This window comes from Lapidilactobacillus wuchangensis (assembly GCF_003946645.1).
In the GTDB taxonomy this organism is placed as follows: Bacteria; Bacillota; Bacilli; order Lactobacillales; family Lactobacillaceae; genus Lapidilactobacillus; species Lapidilactobacillus wuchangensis.
The window spans coordinates 1-19,102 of the sequence record NZ_RHOU01000019.1 but is presented as its reverse complement, the minus strand read 5'-3'; the positions used below and the strand labels follow the sequence as shown (position 1 = coordinate 19,102).

General features: G+C 43.6%; 15 protein-coding genes. 10 read left to right on the top strand and 5 right to left on the bottom strand.

The features are described 5' to 3' along the window. Nucleotides 1–234: 234 nt before the first annotated feature. Nucleotides 235–1,161 (top strand): type I pantothenate kinase, encoded by a 927-nt coding sequence (gene coaA / locus EKM82_RS10610; protein WP_125769192.1) that lies wholly within the window; start codon nt 235–237, stop codon nt 1,159–1,161. Between the two features lie 659 nt (nt 1,162–1,820). Beyond that, nucleotides 1,821–3,374: a glutamine-hydrolyzing GMP synthase gene (guaA, locus tag EKM82_RS10605; protein WP_125769188.1), complete on the top strand. Its 1,554-nt coding sequence runs from the start codon at nt 1,821–1,823 to the stop codon at nt 3,372–3,374. A 64-nt stretch (nt 3,375–3,438) separates the two neighbouring features. Here the strand turns inward: guaA and EKM82_RS10600 are convergent, their stop codons facing one another. The 5 genes from EKM82_RS10600 to EKM82_RS10575 form a co-directional block, all read right to left on the bottom strand. Next, complete coding sequence (locus EKM82_RS10600) at nt 3,439–4,632, bottom strand: site-specific integrase (protein WP_125769185.1); 1,194 nt, start codon at nt 4,630–4,632, stop codon at nt 3,439–3,441. Nucleotides 4,633–4,635: 3 nt separating this feature from the next. Further along, entirely contained in the window at nt 4,636–4,884 is a 249-nt protein-coding gene (locus EKM82_RS10595) for a DUF3173 family protein (RefSeq protein ID WP_014566586.1), read from the bottom strand. 404 nt (nt 4,885–5,288) lie between these two features. Next, the gene (locus EKM82_RS10590) at nt 5,289–6,074 is read right to left on the bottom strand and encodes a site-specific integrase (protein ID WP_225419727.1); all 786 of its coding nucleotides are present in this window, start codon (nt 6,072–6,074) and stop codon (nt 5,289–5,291) included. 465 nt (nt 6,075–6,539) lie between these two features. Then, the gene (locus tag EKM82_RS10580) at nt 6,540–6,812 is read right to left on the bottom strand and encodes a helix-turn-helix domain-containing protein (protein WP_125769182.1); all 273 of its coding nucleotides are present in this window, start codon (nt 6,810–6,812) and stop codon (nt 6,540–6,542) included. 20 nt (nt 6,813–6,832) lie between these two features. Beyond that, nucleotides 6,833–7,231 carry an RNA polymerase sigma factor gene (locus tag EKM82_RS10575; RefSeq protein WP_125769179.1) on the bottom strand — a complete coding sequence of 133 codons (399 nt, stop codon included), beginning with the start codon at nt 7,229–7,231 and terminating at the stop codon, nt 6,833–6,835. A 465-nt stretch (nt 7,232–7,696) separates the two neighbouring features. Here EKM82_RS10575 and EKM82_RS10570 point away from each other — a divergent pair, with 465 nt between their 5' ends. From EKM82_RS10570 to EKM82_RS10535, 8 genes are all read left to right on the top strand, one after another. After that, nucleotides 7,697–7,909: a helix-turn-helix domain-containing protein gene (locus EKM82_RS10570; RefSeq protein ID WP_125769176.1), complete on the top strand. Its 213-nt coding sequence runs from the start codon at nt 7,697–7,699 to the stop codon at nt 7,907–7,909. Between the two features lie 120 nt (nt 7,910–8,029). After that, on the top strand, nt 8,030–11,314 hold the full coding sequence (locus EKM82_RS10565) for a helicase-related protein (protein ID WP_125769173.1): 3,285 nt from the start codon (nt 8,030–8,032) through the stop codon (nt 11,312–11,314). Further along, nucleotides 11,301–12,005 (top strand): DUF4391 domain-containing protein, encoded by a 705-nt coding sequence (locus tag EKM82_RS10560; protein WP_125769170.1) that lies wholly within the window; start codon nt 11,301–11,303, stop codon nt 12,003–12,005. Before EKM82_RS10565 ends, EKM82_RS10560 begins: the two co-directional genes overlap by 14 nt. Nucleotides 12,006–12,018: 13 nt before the next feature. Beyond that, on the top strand, nt 12,019–13,887 hold the full coding sequence (locus EKM82_RS10555) for a site-specific DNA-methyltransferase (RefSeq protein ID WP_225419726.1): 1,869 nt from the start codon (nt 12,019–12,021) through the stop codon (nt 13,885–13,887). Between the two features lie 12 nt (nt 13,888–13,899). Continuing rightward, entirely contained in the window at nt 13,900–16,872 is a 2,973-nt protein-coding gene (locus EKM82_RS10550) for a restriction endonuclease (RefSeq protein ID WP_125769167.1), read from the top strand. Nucleotides 16,873–16,920: 48 nt separating this feature from the next. Further along, nucleotides 16,921–17,313: a dsDNA nuclease domain-containing protein gene (locus EKM82_RS10545; protein ID WP_125581996.1), complete on the top strand. Its 393-nt coding sequence runs from the start codon at nt 16,921–16,923 to the stop codon at nt 17,311–17,313. Beyond that, entirely contained in the window at nt 17,304–18,350 is a 1,047-nt protein-coding gene (locus EKM82_RS10540; protein WP_125581994.1) for an ABC transporter permease, read from the top strand. Before EKM82_RS10545 ends, EKM82_RS10540 begins: the two co-directional genes overlap by 10 nt. Before the next feature lie 4 nt (nt 18,351–18,354). After that, nucleotides 18,355–19,077, top strand: a complete 723-nt coding sequence (locus EKM82_RS10535; RefSeq protein ID WP_125769164.1) for an ABC transporter ATP-binding protein — start codon at nt 18,355–18,357, stop codon at nt 19,075–19,077. Nucleotides 19,078–19,102: the final 25 nt, after the last annotated feature.

Sequence of the window (19,102 nt, the reverse complement as noted above, 5' to 3'; positions counted from 1 at the left end):
TTCTTAGTGCTTCAGCACTTAGAATAAGGTTCGCATTGAAGACAATTTGATTTTTAATTGTCGTCAATCGATGCCCACAGCGTTCCACGACCTTAAAATCGCTCAGCAACCACCATTCCTGAAGGGAAGCAGTGTGACTACAAAACGGATAACACAATTCTGTTTTTATTTCAGCAACAACGCTTCAATCCTGACCGTGATGGCCAGAAATTTGCTAGTGGGAGTTAACGCGAAATGGCCTTACCGGAAAACTATAATTATTACACCCGTGATGAGTGGCGTAATTTTCACGGGAAGAATCAATTAAACACCGTTACTCAGGAAGAATTACACTCAATTGCGGCTTTGAACGACCGGATTTCCTTGAAGGACGTTCAAGAAATTTATGTGCCATTGCGGCATTTGTTGCACATTTATCTGCATCATTATCAGCATTTGGTGGAAGATCGTGCTGATTTTCGTGGCGTGGCGCCAACGCATACGCCGTTTTTGATTGGCATTTCCGGCAGTGTGGCCGTTGGTAAAAGCACCACGGCGCGCTTGCTGCAATTATTGCTCAGTCGTTCGTTGCCTAATCAAAAAGTGCAGTTGATTACCACCGATGGTTTTTTGTATCCTAATGCTGAATTGCAGCGCCAGGGGATTCTTGAGCGTAAGGGTTTCCCTGAAAGTTACGACATGGAAAAATTGCTGACTTTCTTGGATCAAGTCAAATCCAATCAGCCGAAGATTGCGGTGCCCCGCTATTCTCATCAGGTTTATGATGTGTTGAATGATCATCCCGATATTATTGATCAGCCAGATGTTTTGATTGTTGAGGGAATCAACGTCTTGCAGCTGCCCAGCAATCAGCAAATTTATGTCAGCGACTATTTCGATTTCTCAATTTATGTGGATGCTAAACCAGATTTAATTGAGGAGTGGTATTTAGATCGCTTCAAGGTCTTGCTGGACACGGCGTTGCAAGACCCCCAGAATCATTACTATCAATACGCCATCGGTGACCGTGACGAAGCCTTGAAAATGGCTCATCGCGTGTGGCGAGATGTTAACTTGAAGAACTTACGCGAATACATTTTACCAACCCGCAATCGTGCCGATTTGATTTTGCACAAGACTCAACATCATGTGATTGATAAAATTGGGCTGCGGCGATATTAAAATAAAAAATAAAACTCAATCCAATCGAGGATTGAGTTTTTTGTAGGATTTGAAGTAAATTAGGTTATTTTACGAAAAGTCAGTTTAGACACACGGCAAATATTCAAATTTGTCGTGTGTCTATTTTGTGGATTCAAAAATTTGGTGGTTTAGCATTTTAATAAATTTAAAAATGATCATCCAAATCCCGCCAAGCTTGGATTTATTGCGACACAATATGACATGCTCTAAGTCAACTCCAGACGGAATGGAGGGCGTGGTTGTCAGCCGCCAAATTTGTCTTGCCGCTTCAGCGGTTAGACAAAGGCTCGTATTTGAGATTGTTGCACAGCAATAAGCTCAAATCGATGCCGGCCGCGTTCCACAACCAGCAAGCCCGCAATGGAGTCAGACTCAATTCTGCTTTACCTCCATTCTTGGGTTTTATTTTTTTCAGTGCTGAAACGTGTTCGGAGCGACAAATGGCTATGCCTAATTTGATAATTTGCTCGGTTGATTGGCATCGCCCAAGCAAATTATCGAAATTAGGCTACGCCAAAAGTGCGTCGCTCCGAACACTCTTAAAAAAGCAATTGCGATTTTCTTTAAAAATCGTTATGATAGTAACAGTTATCTTAGTTTTAATGCACGATTAAATTCATAAATGGAGTGTGACAAAAATGGCGGCAGCCGACTTACAAAATGTCGATAAAATCATTGTTTTAGATTATGGCAGTCAATATAATCAGCTCATCACTCGGCGGATTCGCGATTTTGGCGTCTATTCCGAATTGCTTCCCAACACCATTACGGCAGCAGAAGTGAAGAAGATGAATCCTCAGGGAATTATTTTCTCTGGTGGTCCAATGAGCGTTTACGACGAGAAAGCTTTCAGTGTTGATCCGGAAATTTTCGAGTTGGGAATTCCAATTTTGGGGATTTGTTACGGAATGCAATTGATGGCTTACAAGTTGGGCGGTCGGGTTGAATCAGCTGACAATCGCGAATATGGCAAGGCGCAGATCGAAGTGGCTGACGCCAAGAGTCCATTATTCAAGGATTTGCCTGCTTCTCAATCTGTTTGGATGAGTCATGGTGACTTGGTCCGCGAAGTGCCAACTGGTTTCCACGTGGTTGCCACAAGCAAAAACGCGCCAATTTCATCCTTTGCTGATGATGAGAAGAAAATGTACGGCATTCAGTTCCATGCTGAAGTGCGCAACACTGAATATGGTAATGAAATTCTGCGTCATTTTACTTTCGACATTGCTGGCGCGCGGCCTAACTGGTCAATGAACGATTTCATCGACCAACAAATCGCTAAGATTCGTGAAACTGTTGGCGATAAAAAAGTCTTGCTTGGTTTATCCGGCGGGGTTGATTCCAGTGTTGTTGGCGTGCTGTTGCACAAAGCAATTGGCGACCAATTGACCAGCATTTTTGTTGACCATGGTTTATTGCGGAAGAATGAAGCTGACGAAGTAATGGCCAGCCTTGAAGGTAAATTTGGCTTGAACATTATCAAAGTCGATGCCAGCAAGCGTTTCTTAGGCAAGTTGGCCGGCGTGACTGACCCTGAACAGAAGCGGAAAATTATCGGTAAGGAATTTATCGAAGTTTTCAATGACGAAGCCATCAAATTAGACGGCATTGACTTCTTGGCTCAAGGCACGCTGTACACTGATGTCATCGAAAGTGGTACCAGCACGGCCCAGACCATCAAGTCCCATCATAACGTTGGTGGTTTGCCAAAAGAAATGCACTTCAAGCTGATCGAACCTTTGCGGACTTTGTTCAAGGATGAAGTGCGTGAACTGGGCGAACGTTTGGGCATGCCAAGCAATTTAGTTTGGCGGCAACCATTCCCCGGCCCTGGCTTGGGCATTCGTGTAATCGGTGCGATTACTGAAGACAAATTACAAATCGTTCGCGATTCAGATTTGATTCTCCGTGAAGAAATCAAAAATGCTGGCCTCGAACGCGAAGTTTGGCAATACTTCACCGTCTTGCCAGGCATCCGCAGCGTCGGCGTCATGGGCGATGGCCGGACTTACGACTACACCGTCGGCATCCGCGCCGTTACTTCAATCGACGGCATGACCGCCGACTTCGCCAAAATTCCATGGGACGTCTTACAAAAGATTTCCGTACGGATTGTTAATGAAGTTGCACATGTTAATCGCGTTGTGTATGATATTACTTCCAAGCCACCGGCAACAATCGAATGGGAATAGACAGAATCGGCTTATAAACGCCGGTATATCAACGTTTTGATGACTGCCTAACCCGTTCGTGCAACTATCGTGCAACTTCTGGTGCAAGTCCAGCGGTAACACCGTTGTTTTGAACCTGCGCCACGTCTGATTTAGCGGTCGAAATTTCGACTAGACCATTCAGCCGTTTGGCGGCCTCAAAGTTCATATTCGGATATAAATGCCCGTAAGTTCCGAGCGTCGTCTGAATATCTTCGTGGCCGAGGCGTTCTTTAATCACCAGTGGGTTCTCACCCAGACTGATCAATAGCGAAGCATGTGAATGCCGTAAAGCATGAACGCGGATGCGATGGACTCCTGCCAGAGCTGCATGCCGCTTAATGATTCGCATGACCAGATCGCGGCGAGTAGGAACGCCGTTGAACGATAGAACAAAATCCGTTTTACACTCAAGCGCTTGTGCTTTCTTCCAATTGGAGAGAAGCTCAAGCGTTTTTGCGTCCAGTGGAATCGTGCGATTGCTGGCTTTGGTCTTCGGTGTGGAGAAGGAGTAGTTCGTGTAGCTGCGTAACCACAGCGTCTTGTTGATCCGAACTGTGCCTTCCTCAAAGTCGATGTCGTCCCATTGCAGGGCGGTTGCTTCACCAATGCGCATACCAGTCATAAACAGAAACCAGAGAGTGAAGAAGCAGAAGTGCTGGTAGAAGTCTTCGATATAGAAGGTCTTAATGACCGCCTCGAATTCTTCCTTCGTCCAGAAGTCCACTTGGTTCTTCACTTTCTTAACGTTGCCGACGGTCTTGGTGGGGTTCTCATTCATGAAGCCGAGTACAATGGCTCGTTGAAAGACGCGTGATAGCATGCATTGGACTAAGCGAGTGTAACTTTTACTTACTTGACAGGTCATTTGGTTCTGCCATTTCTGTATGTCCACCGGCTTAATCTTGTCCATGTACATGTGCTCAAACATCTTGAAGTGCTTCAAACTGGAACGCCGACTGTCGTAGGTTTGCGGCTTCACTTGGTTCTTGTACCACGGAAGAAAGAATTCTTCCCAGAATTGTTTGAATTGAATGTGTTGTTGGTCACGTTCCGCGACAACTTTCTCTACACCGCCACCGACCATTTCCTTGTAGGCTTTGCGTGCATCACGACGTGTCGTGAAGCCACCAACCTGCTTCTGGATCTTCTCGCCCGTTTTAGGGTCAACCCCGAGGTAGGCGCGGAAGTAGAAAGTACCATTCTTGCGTGTTTTGATTGGGTCTTTAGTTGTAGCCATGTTTTATTTCTCCTTTGTTGCTTCGGAGTGCATGGTTTTGGCGAGTTCCGCCAACGTGCGCGTGCTAATTTGGAGACCCAGTATTTCTTCAACAGCAGTTACCGGTACGCGTCCGAGCTTCGGGCTTTTGTAGTAGGGAACACCTTTGCGTACCATCAGCAGCTTAGCGCGTCTAATAATGTCCTGTGCGCGTGAGGCACCATACCCAAGAGCAACCAGTTCGTGTTTCGTCATCGTGATCACGTGAACCATATTCTTCTCCTTTCCGGGGAGCACGGATCGTACCGATGCTCCAGTCTACCATCCAAAAGTTACGTGCAACAATACCTGGTGCAAAAAACAATACGTGTTTCGTCATCATTCAGCCCGGTTCCAACCGGCTATCGAGGATTTTAAAGAGTACGGTCTCAAGAAGGCGCGTAAAGCATCACAATTTAGCAAACGGTAATAGAGTTATGCTATCGAGATGGAAACGTTGCTACGACAACGTTTCAAGCATATCTCGAACTCGGAAAGTGGTTATCCCAATTAGGGCGAGCCACTTTTTTGACCCCTCAATTAGGGCGTAATTTGTGCGCGTCTTTCGCTTGAGAAATCCTGGCTCCAAGAATTTTTGGGGCGCGTGTCCTAGTCTTACGTTCTTTTGTGCGTCAATTTTAATGGATTTCGCTGAGTTTCATTTCCTGTGCGAGTGAGTTCGCTCTTGCTTGTGCGATTCGTTCAGCGAACTTATCATGAACATCCAGACCAACAATATCAGGCGTGTTGACATACACGCGCGTGGTCTTGATGCTGGAATGTGACAGTGCTTCGGAGATCAGCTGTAAGCTGGCACCACCTTGACGTGCAAGTGTTGAGAACGTATGCCGCAACTTGTGCGGTGTGACCCGAACGAGGTCAGGGTGGCGCTTATAGATTGAATTCAGACGATAGTTGAGATAGTCGGCATGTAACGGTTGGTTGATCCCACCTTGGAAGTTCGTGTAGGTAAACAGAAACTGGTTTGGCCCAGACTCTAGGTTTACTTCTGCGAGTTCAATGGCTTGTTTGTCGTGCCATGCTTTCAACATCGGGATCAAAGTCGGCGGTAAAGCGTGGGAGGTTTCCTTCTTGGCCTTGGTTGGACCGACCTTACCGCTTTTCTTGAGTGCTTGAACAATCAGAACATAGCCGGTGTTGAAGTCAACGTGCTTCCATTGCAATCCGTATGATTCACCCTTGCGATCTCCGAGGTGGAGTGTAAGGAGAAGTAACAGATAATCTTGATCACTTAACTTGCCGTTTTCGTGATCTGTGTTGGCAGCGTCGAGCCAAGCCACCATTTCATCAGCGGAAAGTGATTCGCCAGTCATCTTGCGACGAGTGGCGAGCCGTTCCTTTTTGGGACTGCCGATGGAGGAAATAGCTTTTTCTAGCCGGTTCACATCGATGAAGTCCACCATTTCGGTCCATCTTCAACAGGTACCGATCATGCTGTGATTGTTCTTCGCGAGCCCTGTTAACTTCATCGAGAAACAAGGTAGACAAAGCGTTACGAATCGCAATCACGTTCTGATCGTCCATTGGAAAATCGATTGGCGCTTCTATTGCTTGCGCTAAAATATGACACACCTCCTTCTTCGCAGTGTTGGCGAAACTGATGTTGTGAAGAACAGTTCATCATTCAGTCCGATTCCAATCGGCTATCGAGAATCTCAAAGAGAGCCTCTTTCCCTCGTTTCGTCAGGGTGACGTACAAGTATCCGGCTCACTGGGTTAGTCGCTCGCTCGTGAGAGGTCATGGCGTTGCGGAGCCTTCGTTGCTGAATGATGCTATTAAGTTATCAAAGGACATGGCGGGCCAAATAAAAACCTGCCTCTGATATATCAGACGACAGGTGAGTTCGGAAATGAAACCATATCCGAAATTAATTATTATTTAATGACGTGAACTTGAGTTTCCGACTTGAGTTTGTGGACGACTCTGCCAAATGCTTTTCAACGTTGAAGTGTTTGACGATGTACATAAATTTAATTTGAAGTTCTTGCTTCAAATCCGGATCGACATAGCTTTTTCCAAATGCCGCCTCACGGTTGAAGTCGTGATTGAACATTCTTAGTAGTTGGGACATTGCCTCATCATCTCCACCCTGCGCTGCCAAGATAACCGGGATCAGGTTATCGATCTGTGTGTAATGCATTGAATACTCCTCCGCACGCGCTACATATTTTCGTATACTGCCTTAATCCTTTGCAATGCGCGCCGCCTGCGCTTATTTGCTCCTTGGCTAGTTATACCTACCTGACTACCGATCTCCACGTCGTTGAGTTCATCGTAGTAATACTGATACAAAACCATCTTATCAGCTGTTGAAAGAGTTGCGACGGCCTTTGACAAGCGATCATCATTAACAAAATTCTCCAACTCTGCAATTTCCTCAAGGGTCAAGGTGAAATCTTGGAGATGGTAAGGCTCGCGGATTTCTTCAAGTAACCAGTCTTCAAGCGGTGTTGTATTAATCAGTCTTCGACTGGCGCGGTATCGATCGATGCGTTCGTTTCTTAACCCGTCTTGAACATACCTGATGAACATCTTTGACACTTCACGTTCGCTACTCATCGTGATAACCTCCTAATATTTTGAGTTCTTCTTAATAACAGACGAAAAAAAATCGAGATGTGAAACCGGTTTCAATATATTTTTGTGTAAATGACACAAAATAAAAACCATCGGTAAAAATGCCGATGGTTTGAGTGCGTAACCTATAGAGCCGGGTTGAGATACAGCGTAACAGATACTGCGATAGAGCCAGCATTGGTGAGGATCCAATTCAATGAGATCCATTTACTAAGACAGTGTTCTTGTTGGTAACACGTTACAGTGAGCTGAATATGCGTTTGGATTTATGGTCGATCGGCGCAGCCGAGCTGAATATTTTTATAGATTTAATCGATTATAAATCGGATGAGGTACATGGGAATCCAATATGCAAATATTTCTACATAAAATAAAAGATTACATCACGAATCCGTGAGCTAATATTGCTAGTTAATGATATACTAAAATGATAAGTGAGGTGGCATGATGACGATTTCATATAAAGGACTATGGAAGACCTTAATTGACCAAGACATCAATAAAACACAGTTGAAAGAGCAAGCTGGTGTGAGCGCAAATGTCATCGCAAAGTTAGGAAAAGACCAGCCGGTTTCGATGGAGTCACTCATCAAAATTGGCGAAGCTCTAAATGTTGATCTTGGCGATATCGTTAGTATTAAGTCGGAGAGCCGAAAATAAATACTTGGGTTAGCATTCTGATGTGTGAATTATACTTCCCAATATTCAATGGTTTGTGTACCGAGCGCATGATCAGCATTTGCACCAACGAGTAGAAATTAACCGGAAAGAGGTAATAGCATGTCAGAGAGTAACCCAGTTAAAGTTATTACAAATCAAGGTGACAATACTGTTCTACATTTATTGCAGACCAGTATTGCCTCAGGGAGCTCCCTAGACATTGTAACGCCAGCCTTTTCTATCTTTGCCTTAAATGCGTTGATGGGTCAGCTTAGAAAATTGAGTCGGGTTAGGATAATCCTTACAGAAGATATTTTTGAACAACCAGTATCTGATTATTTACGGCGTTATGAGATTGCCCAGAAACGGAATCAGATTGCGGGTAATAACTATGAGATTCGACTTCGCAATCAGATGATGAATGCGTCCATCGCTAAAGATATTTCAAAGATGATCAAGCGAAAGATTGAGTTCAAGAAGATTAAAGGGCAAACGACAATGGCCCCAATGTTGATTCTTAATGGTAATACAGAGGGTGCAAGCTCCTTTGTCATTCAAAGCACTTTTAGCTTTACGGGAGATGGTATCGGTTTAACAGAGTCGAGTAATCTTACGCCAATGACAGCATTAATGAACCTGTCTGAGGTGAATGCGAGCATGACAGACTCATTTAATTCAGCCTGGAATGACAAGAGCAAAACTGTCTCAGTCGACCAGTCCGTCATTGATAGAATTCAAAAAATGGCCCAGGAGAAGAGCCCAGAATGGCTCTATTTCGTGTCGCTCTACCATTTATTTAACGATCGTCTGGACGAGTTGGATGAAGACAATATCATTCGGAAGGGTACCGGTTTCAAAGAGACAAAGGTATGGAATGCACTGTACCCATTTCAGCGAGATGGCGTCGTCGGGCTGATTGAAAAATTAGAGAAATATAATGGGGCGCTGTTGGCAGATTCAGTTGGTTTGGGGAAGACCTTCTCCGCCCTAGCAGTTATCAAGTATTACGAATTGAGAAATGATCGCGTCTTGGTGCTGGCACCGAAACGTTTACGTGAGAACTGGGTGACGTGGACGCAGAACACTAAGACGAACTTCCTTGCTGCTGACCGATTTGGTTTTGACGTTCTGAATCATACCGATTTAAGTCGCACCTCGGGTTATTCTGGGGATATCAATTTGTCCACGTTGAACTGGGCGAATTATGATCTTGTCGTGATTGATGAGTCACATAATTTCCGTAACAATAATCATTACGATGGCCGTCAGAGTCGCTACGAGCGTTTGATGGAAGACATCATCAAGCAAGGCACAAAGACGAAGGTACTGATGCTATCAGCAACACCGGTCAACAATCGCATGAATGACATTAAAAACCAGATTAACTTCATTACGGAGGGCGACGAGCATGCACTACGTAAGTACGGGGTTGCAAATATCGACGAGGAGTTGCGTCGCGCTCAAACGCGTTTTAACGAGTGGTCACTACTTCAGCCGAGCAAGCGCACCACCCAGCGTTTCCTAGACATGGTTAATCCTGGCTATTTTGAGATACTAGATAGATTTACGATTGCCCGTAGTCGGAAGCATATTGAAAAATTCTATGATTCTTCCGCACTCGGCAGCTTTCCAATACGACTACGACCAAAGACCATCAAGTCTCAAATCGATTTATCAGGACAGTTCCCGCCACTCAACGATACGTACGAATCGATTGGACGGTTGCGGTTAGCATTATTTCAGCCAATGGCATACGTTATGCCGAATAAAAAGGCTAAGTATGCCGCTCTTTACGATACTAAGACTGGAAGAGGCAATGCCACATTCCGGCAAGAAGATCGTGAGCAGGCCTTAACGGGTTTAATTCGCACTAACTTGCTGAAGCGGCTTGAAAGCTCAGTCAATTCATTCGGACTGACACTTCAGAGAATGCTGGATTCCGTTGACGATGCAATCAGAAAAATTGATGAGGCTAACCAGAACGTTGACGAACTGGCTAGTATTACGGCTTTCGAAGATGATGACGATATCGCGGATGCGTTTGATGCTGAAGCGGTAGGTAAAAAGGTCAAAATCTTAATAGGCGATATTGATAGAATTCGCTGGCGTCAGGATCTCGAGGATGATCGTGACATTCTTCGAAACCTTGCAAACGATGCAACCGCAGTTAAACCAGAGAAGGATGCAAAACTCGCCGATTTATACGGACTGATGGAAGAAAAATGGCAGCACCCGCTCAACGTCAATAATAAGAAGATTATTATTTTTACGGCTTTCGCGGATACGGCTGCTTATTTGTACGATAATTTAGCGACAACTATCAAATCAAAGTACGGACTTAATACAGCGCTGATTACAGGTGGTCAGTCGAAGAATAAGACGAATATGACTGGCGTGAAAGTGACGGACATGAACGACATACTGCTTAACTTTGCTCCGTTAGCGAAGCAGCGCGATGCCGACGACAGGCGTGCACCGGAAGAAATCGATGTCCTGATTGCTACCGATGCTATCTCGGAAGGCCAAAATTTGCAGGACGCGGACTACCTCGTGAACTATGACATTCATTGGAACCCGGTGCGAATCATTCAGCGATTTGGTCGAATCGATCGAATCGGATCTAAGAATTCTCAAATCCAACTTGTTAATTTCTGGCCAGATGTGGATCTTGACGTCTATCTTGATTTGGAAGACAGAGTACGGAGCAGAATGACGCTGCTGGATGTGTCTGCGACAGGGGACGATAATGTTCTGCAGACTGAACGCGAACATACGGACCTCGATTATCGGCGAGAGCAGCTGCAACAATTGCAGAATGAAGTGGTGGATCTCGAAGACATGAATGGCTCCATCTCGATCACAGATTTAACTTTCAATGAGTTCAAACAGGACTTGACGGGGGCCTTAAAGGAACACGAAGCGGAGTTAAACCGCGCCCCCAAGGGGATGTACGCCGTCACCTCTGCAAGCCTGTTAAATGAGGCTGTACCCGGGGTGATTCTTGTGTTGCGTCAATCTGGTGAAATTCAACGTCAGGATAATAGTCTTGCTCCATTCTTGCTGGTATACATGTCGACAGACGGAGAAGTGAAGTTGAATTACATGTACGCAAAGCAGATTCTTGATTACTTTAAGCGTTTGTGTCTGGGGCAAACTGGTATTTTAGAGGACGCACTTACGCGTTTTAATGCCGAGACTAATGGTGGGCGCGATATGAGTCACTACTCTGAACTGCTGAATGAGGCAATTCAGTCAATTAAGGGAAAGAAAATTGAGGTGGGCATTAATTCGCTATTTAGCCCAGGTGGGACTGCTATGGATGCTGCCGACGCAGTTGCACAGGAAAGCGACTTTGAACTGATTTCATTTTTGATTGTTGAGGAGGCCCCTGATGGAAACAAGTGATCTGATTAAAATATTGCGCCTTCCGCAGCCAACAGTAATCAACCGAAACGTTCCTAAGCGTCAGTTTTATGAACATTTGTCATCATCAAAGGGGCAAGGACTGATACAGACAGATGTAGACACAGTCTATTGGTTGAGTAGTGTGCGTCCGAATAATAGCGGATTTACGGTTACTAATGATGGCGAGACACCATTTGAAGAAATCGAAGTGTTCTACGTCCGGGTCAGGAACAGTGACAGAGAAGAAGCAATATTTCGCCAGATTAATTCTGCTATTCCGTATCCACTAATCATTTTCTTTGACCTTGACAATCGAATCACAGTTGGTGTTGCAGAATATAGTTGTGGCAAGGCGTGTGAGATGGACATAGAACGAGTCGTCATTTCAAGCATCCTGAGCAATGATTTTATCGATTCAATGCTGGTCACTAAACGAGAACCCGGAACAACGCTCTTTGAATATTATAAGGAAATTCAAAGTCGGGTCTTATCAGTGACGCTTCAAGCCGATTTTAATAAATCACCGATGGACATCGAAATCAACGGTTACTCTGAAATTTTACGCTTACAGTCTGAGGTCGAAACGCTGCAAGCCAAAGTTATAAAAGAGAACCAGCTTAATCTGAGAGTCGAATTGCAGGTACAGCTTGCTGAGAAGAAAAAATCACTTAATCAATTATTGTCAGACTAAGGGGGAGAAAATTATGACAAAAGATCGTAGCTTTAAGCCAATGGAGGGAACTTCATCTGATATGACAGCAGAGAATATTAATCAATTAAAGACCCTTTTCCCGGAGGTTGTTACTGAAGGGAAAATTGACTTCGACGTGTTGAAAACGATTCTTGGTGAAGAGGTCGATGAATCTGAAGAAAAGTACAAGTTTACGTGGCATGGGAAACTTGCTTCAATGCAAACCGCCCAACGGCCAACGATGAAGACACTCCTACCGCAGAAACAATCTTCATTAGACTGGGAAAATACAGGCAATATCTACATTGAGGGAGATAACTTAGACGCTCTAAAGATAATTCAGAAGAGTTACGCTCACAAGGTGAAGGTAATCTATATTGATCCACCTTACAACACGGGCAAGGATTTTGTGTATCACGATGACTTCTCCACTGATACAGATTCTTATCTGGCTGAGACTAACCAGACTGATTCTTTGGGTTCACATTACGCAACCAATACAGAGTCAAATGGAAAGTTCCACACTGATTGGTTAAACATGATGTACAGTCGGTTGAAATTGGCACAGACTTTTTTGAGAGATGACGGTGTGATTTTTGTCAGTATTGATGACAGCGAACAAGCAAATTTAAAGAAGATGATGGATGAAATCTTCGGCGAGCAGAACTTTCTTGCACAGGTTATCTGGGAGCGTGCGTATTCACCTGTCAATTTAAAAAAGAATTTTTCGGAGAGTCATGATTATATTTTGGTCTATGCCCGGGCGGCAGGCAAGGTTGAAAGTCATGGAATTCCAAGAACTGCAGATGCTAATTCCAGATATCAGAATATTGACGATGACCCCCGTGGGCCGTGGAAGCCAAGTGATGCATCCGTTGGACCGGCTATCGATAGCAATATTTACCCAATTACCACACCGAGCGGTCGTAAAGTGTTTCCTCCTAGTGGATATAGCTGGCGCTTGTCACAGAACCGATTCGAAGAGTTTGTTCGGGACAATCGTATATGGTTTGGAACCGACGGCTCAAATGTTCCCGCAATCAAGCGTTTTTTATCAGAAGTTAAAGATAGCATAACACCAATGACTATTTGGAAATATGAGGACGTTGGCCATTCGCAAAAAGCAAGTCAAGATTTGAAAAAGCTATTTTCGGGTAAAGCCTACTTTAGTTATCCCAAACCGGTTGAGCTCATTGAGCGAATGCTCCAACTGTACTCAAATCCGGACTCCATTGTGATGGACTTTTTCTCGGGTTCAGCTACTACGGCGGAGGCAACAATGCGTCTGAATGCTGCAGATGCTGGGACAAGGCGTTATATTCTTGTCCAGTTACCGGAAGAACTAGGTGAGAAAAGTGAAGCCTACAAAGATGGATATCGTAAATTGACGGAGATCGGCGAAAAACGTATTCAGTTGGCTGGAGAGGCAATTGCTAAAGAACATCCTGAGGTAACCTTTGATTGTGGCGTAAGGGTTTATTCCGTGGCAAATTCAAATCTTGTTCGTTGGAATGCAAAGTCATCCGTTTTCAGCATCGACTTCTTAGAAGAAAATTTCGTGACAGGTCGCTCTAGTGAAGACATTTTAACTGAAGTCATACTTAAACAAGGCCTTGATCTTAGTTATCCGGTTGAGACGCGACACATTGATGGGGCTGACCTGTACATTGTCGCAGGTGGTGTACTTTATGTTGTTCTCGGTAATCAAACAATTACGTTATCTACTGCCGCTGCAGTCGCTGACGACTTTCGCCGTTCTAACATGGAACGGGCTACGGTTGTATTTCAAGACAATGGTTTCAAAGACGATAGTGAAAAACTAAACGCGATTGAAATTTTAAACGATGCGGGTTTTCAATATGCAGATATTCAGTCGATATAGGGGGTGCTTGTAATGAAGATTAAGTTTGATGAGCTGGAGTACCAGCTTCAGGCAGTCCAAGCTGCCACCCTATTATTCAAAGGTCAAACGGTTCGGCAAGCTAATTTCACTTTGTCGAATTCAAACGCACAAGGCGCATTCTTTTCTCAAGACGGGGTTGGGGTCGGCAACAGCGTCAATATTACTCGTGCTGAATTAATTAAGAACATGCAGCAGATTCAGATTAGCAACGGAATTGCCCCAGATGATGAACTGACGGGCGAGAATAAACAATTCCCGTCTTTCAATATTGAAATGGAGACTGGCACAGGGAAGACGCTGGTTTATTTGAAGACGATTCTTGAGCTCAATAAACAATACGGCTTCTTGAAGTTTATCATTGTGGTACCCTCAGTGGCCATACGTGAAGGGGTGCAGAAGTCTATCGAGATAACGCGTGGTTATCTATCATCGCAATACAATGGTGCAATCTATGACTCATTTGTCTATTCCAGCAATGATCTCAACCGAGTGAGGGAGTTTGCAAGCTCGAGCAACATTCAAATCATGATCACGACCATTCAAGCGTTCAATAAGGATACTAACGTCATGAATCAGGAGAACGACAAGCTGGGTGGTGATCGTCCGATTGACTTTCTGGCACAGACCAGGCCTATATTGATTATTGACGAACCACAGTCGGTAGATGGGACTCCCAATGCGAAGGCTGCGATTAATAGGCTCAATCCTTGTATTGGTTTCAGGTACTCAGCCACTCACAAGGAAAGTTATCCAACTATTTACCGACTAGGGCCGGTAGAGGCGTACGACCAACAATTGGTTAAACAAATTGAGGTTGCTGGTGTCCAGATGGATGAGGACGGCAATCGAGCATATTTGCGTCTCGTAAGTACGAACAATAAGAAAGGCGCTATCTCTGCCCGAATTGAGGTCTATAAGAAGACTAAACAAGACGCTGATAAGGCAATCATAACCGTGAAGAAGGATACGGATATTGCCAGCAAGACTAAACTTCAGACATACAGTAAAGTTGGATTTGTCACTGATATAGATACGACTCCGGGGGCTGAAACCGTCTATTTTTCTGGCGAGCCAAGTGAGATAACCTTAGCCTCTTCGAATGCAGAAGATGAAGCTTTGAAACGCGACCAAATCAAACAGACAATCCAGGAACACTTAGAGAAGGAACTGCGCTTTCAGAAGGCCAAGATTCCAGTAAAGGTGCTCAGCCTGTTTTTCTTGGATAAGGTCGAGAACTACCGTGAATACAACGATGATGGCACCACGAGTCTTGGTAAGTATGCGAAGATCTTCGAAGAAGAATATAACGCCTTAATTCATTCCAAAAAATTTAGCGGCCTCCGTGATGCCAAGGTGCCAGTCTCAGAAGTACATGATGGATATTTTTCGCGTGACGGTAAGAAACGCTTCAAAAATACGCGTGGAGATACGGCAGCGGATGAATCAACGTACAGTATGATTATGAAAGACAAAGAGGGGTTGCTGACAGCATACGATCCCAATGCGGGGGCGGTGGCAAGCGTTAATAAATTACGTTTCGTCTTTTCTCACTCCGCGCTTCGTGAAGGCTGGGATAATCCTAATATTTTTCAGATCTGTACGTTGGCGGACACGAAGGACACGATGACTAAGCGACAAAAAGTGGGTCGGGGTCTGCGCATTGCTGTTGATCAATCCGGACGGCGAATCCCCGGTTTTGAAGTCAATACGCTGACGGTGATGGCGAACGAGAGCTATAAAGACTTTGCCGAGACCTTGCAGAAAGAATATGCCGACGATGGCGTTAAGTTCGGCGTATTTGGGCCAGACACGTTTGCCACGATTGTTCTGAGTAAAGACGAATTTACTGGCGAACAAGAAGTGCTCGGTAAAAAGCGTTCCAAAGCTCTAGTGCAAGCCTTAACAGACGATGGCTTCTTGAACACTGCTCACAAGGCCACTGATAAGCTAAGAAGTGCAATTAAGAATAAGCAAATAGAACTACCAGAAGAATATGCACCATTTGAGGCACCCGTCCTGGCGATTGCGGAGAAACACATCAAGTCTCTAGAAATCCGGAACCGCGCTGATCGGCATGAGGTAGATGTGAATAAGGAAGCACTGAGTGATGATTTTCTTGCTCTTTGGGACCGGATAAAGGAAAAGACGACTTATCGTGTGCATTTTGACACAGAAGCTCTGATTGATCGCGCAGTGAAAAAACTAAATGATATCACGACTCACAAAGGAAACTTCACTTACTCCAAGGCACTGATTCAAAATACTGCTGCCGGGATGGAAGTACATGATCCGCACGAACGACGCCTATCGAGCAGTGATCAGACGCCATATGAGCTTCCTGATATTCTTACATTCCTGCAGAATGAGACACAATTGACTCGGCGAACATTAGCCAAAATATTGAACGGCGTTGATAGTTTAGCTGCGTTTGAGGCGAACCCACAAAGCTACATGACGCAGGCTGCCAAGTTGATTAACTGGGAGAAACGTCAGCTGATGGTTGACGGGATTGAATACCGAAAGACCGGAGACGAGTACGAACAGCGCTTATTCACGACAGAGACGCTTTATGCTTATTTGGACCACGACGGACAAGAAGGTAACGCCGTGGCCGTTGATGGCGGGAAAACCGTCTATAATTACATCGTCACTGACTCCGACACTGAAAAGCAATTCGCGCGGGACTGTGAGCAGGATGATAATGTCAGGTTCTATATTAAGATGCCTGACTGGTTCAAGGTGAAGACACCGCTTGGAACATACAATCCTGACTGGGCGATCTTGTATGAGGAAGATGCCGGAACGCGGCTTTATTTTGTTGCGGATACTAAAGCCAATCCTGATGAGGAAGCATTGCGTGGTCACGAGCGGTTGCAGCTTCGGTCTGGGAAGGCGCATTTTGAGGCTCTGGATACAGGGGTGACGTTTAAGGTGTTAAGAGACGAACGAGGGTTGGCAAGATAGAAAGCGCCTGGCTTAAGTCAATTGTCATTACGGATTGGAGGTGGCGGAATGAGTGTGGGCAGTACAAACGCTTCGGGGACTCAGAGAGGCTTTCATTATCAAGACTTTGCTGCGCTGTATTTGCTAATTTTAAGGATAAAGGAAGTTGAGTGGATCAACGTGGAGGGCCAAGATGATATAGATATAAGATACGAGGATGGCTCAATGCATTACTTTCAGGTTAAGGAGGTAAAGAATATAGCCGCTCAAATCCCAGCAAGTTCAGTAAGAGACGCAATTAGAGTGCTCTCAAACGACCTTGAATCTGGGCAAATAAACAATGAAATTCCTGAACTGGCCATCGTAACAAATACAAGTAAACCTTCTGGTAAGACTTCAGAAAGCGTCTTTGATTCGTCAATAATAAATATAATTAATAACAGGAGATCATTATGTTTTTAGCTATTAAAGAAATGTTACATGAAAAATTGCGTTATAGCCTAATAGTGGCACTTATATTTTTAGTAAGTTATCTTCTGATTATTCTTACTGGTTTAGCTACTGGTTTAGCTGACCTAAACAAAGCGGCAATTAACGAGTGGAATGCTTCAAGTATTGTCTTAAATAGTGATTCTGAAGGACGTTTACCACAATCTTTTCTTTCACAGGATACGGTTGTTAGTTTACCAAATAATGGAACCCGAATTTCACAGTATAGTACCCTTGTAAAATCAGAAAACGGATTAAAAGAGAATGCTCAATTAGTAGCTCTTGATTCCAAATCATTCATATTTAAAAAATTGAAAATAACAAGTGGTAGTAAAAATATCAGAAATAATAACAGTGTTGTATCGGATAAATTCAAAAATGATGGATTCAAAATTGGTGACTACTTGTTAGTTGCTAATTCATCATTGAAGATTAAAATTACAGGTTTTACACCCAGGGCAACTTTAAGTGCTCTTCCCGTGGTTTATATTTCACAAGATACTATTCAACCACTGAATAAAGGTGTAACAAATGCTGTGGTATTCAAGAATAAGTTAAAGAATTCAAAAATACCAAAAGGGACCAATCAATTGAGCATTAGCTCATTTATTAAGAAATTACCTGGATATAGCGCACAACAACTCACATTCGACTTCATGATTGCTTTTTTGTATATTATTATTCTAATTGTTATTTCAATTTTCTTGTATATTCTGACTGTTCAAAAATTACCCAACTTAGGTGTCTTGAAGGCGCAAGGAGTCTCAACGCAATATCTTATTTTGAGTACGTTATTTCAATCATTTGTCATGTCGATTGTTGGCGTTATCATAGCCATTATGTTGGGTGAAATAACGGCTCTTACATTACCAAGCGAGGTTCCAATTGTGATTGACAAAAGTAACGTTTTTGTAACTGGAGTTGGTATTATCGTTATGTCCTTGTTAGGTGCACTGATACCTATTCGTCAAATCGCCAAAGTTGATCCTTACAAAATTATTGGAGGTTAATTGCATGTCAAATCTAATTTTTGAATCGGTGACAAAAGTTTTCGGAGAAGGGAGTAGTAGGTACGTAGCGCTGGAAAATATTAATTTTAAAGCAGAAAGTGGTCAGCTTATTTTAGTTGTAGGGCCATCAGGATCAGGAAAAACTACATTTTTGACTATAGCCGGCGGGCTGCAGACACCAACTGAGGGTGACGTAAAAATAAATGACAGCACAATTAAAAGTTTATCCAAAAAACAGCAAACAAAATTAAGATTGGAAAAAATAGGATTTGTTTTACAATCTTATAACTTAGTTCCATTTTTAACGGTCGAAGAACAGTTTAAATTAGTAGATAAACTAAAAAAACAAAATTTAACTGAACAAAAAATGCATGAACTTCTATCTAATTTAGGACTTTTAGAACTCCTAAAAAAATATCCTAATCAACTCTCTGGTGGACAAAAGCAACGTGTGGCAATTGCTAGAGCATTATACACTGATCCTGACTATATCTTAGCGGATGAACCCACAGCCGCCTTAGATACGGATAGATCTATGAAAGTAATCGAGTTACTCAGAGATTTAGCACATAAGAGAAATAAAATTATTATTGTAGTTACTCATGACTTAAGGTTAAAAAATACGGCAGACAAAGTTTATCAGATAATTGATGGTAAGATGCAAATGATAAATTACCCGCGTTTTACAATCAAGTTAGCCACTATCGTTAGTACTCAGACAAAATAAAAAACACCAAGTCGATACGACCTGT

Bases quoted from the DNA above. Each gene is read 5' to 3' on its own strand.
- EKM82_RS10540 (WP_125581994.1), top strand. From the start codon at position 17,304: ATGTTTTTAGCTATTAAAGAAATGTTACATGAAAAATTGCGTTATAGC.
- EKM82_RS10570 (WP_125769176.1), top strand. From the start codon at position 7,697: ATGACGATTTCATATAAAGGACTATGGAAGACCTTAATTGACCAAGAC.
- EKM82_RS10555 (WP_225419726.1), top strand. From the start codon at position 12,019: ATGACAAAAGATCGTAGCTTTAAGCCAATGGAGGGAACTTCATCTGAT.
- EKM82_RS10590 (WP_225419727.1), bottom strand. From the start codon at position 6,074: ATGGTGGACTTCATCGATGTGAACCGGCTAGAAAAAGCTATTTCCTCC.
- EKM82_RS10575 (WP_125769179.1), bottom strand. From the start codon at position 7,231: ATGAGTAGCGAACGTGAAGTGTCAAAGATGTTCATCAGGTATGTTCAA.
- EKM82_RS10595 (WP_014566586.1), bottom strand. From the start codon at position 4,884: ATGGTTCACGTGATCACGATGACGAAACACGAACTGGTTGCTCTTGGG.
- EKM82_RS10545 (WP_125581996.1), top strand. From the start codon at position 16,921: ATGAGTGTGGGCAGTACAAACGCTTCGGGGACTCAGAGAGGCTTTCAT.
- EKM82_RS10550 (WP_125769167.1), top strand. From the start codon at position 13,900: ATGAAGATTAAGTTTGATGAGCTGGAGTACCAGCTTCAGGCAGTCCAA.
- EKM82_RS10560 (WP_125769170.1), top strand. From the start codon at position 11,301: ATGGAAACAAGTGATCTGATTAAAATATTGCGCCTTCCGCAGCCAACA.
- coaA (WP_125769192.1), top strand. From the start codon at position 235: ATGGCCTTACCGGAAAACTATAATTATTACACCCGTGATGAGTGGCGT.
- guaA (WP_125769188.1), top strand. From the start codon at position 1,821: ATGGCGGCAGCCGACTTACAAAATGTCGATAAAATCATTGTTTTAGAT.
- EKM82_RS10580 (WP_125769182.1), bottom strand. From the start codon at position 6,812: ATGCATTACACACAGATCGATAACCTGATCCCGGTTATCTTGGCAGCG.
- EKM82_RS10565 (WP_125769173.1), top strand. From the start codon at position 8,030: ATGTCAGAGAGTAACCCAGTTAAAGTTATTACAAATCAAGGTGACAAT.
- EKM82_RS10600 (WP_125769185.1), bottom strand. From the start codon at position 4,632: ATGGCTACAACTAAAGACCCAATCAAAACACGCAAGAATGGTACTTTC.
- EKM82_RS10535 (WP_125769164.1), top strand. From the start codon at position 18,355: ATGTCAAATCTAATTTTTGAATCGGTGACAAAAGTTTTCGGAGAAGGG.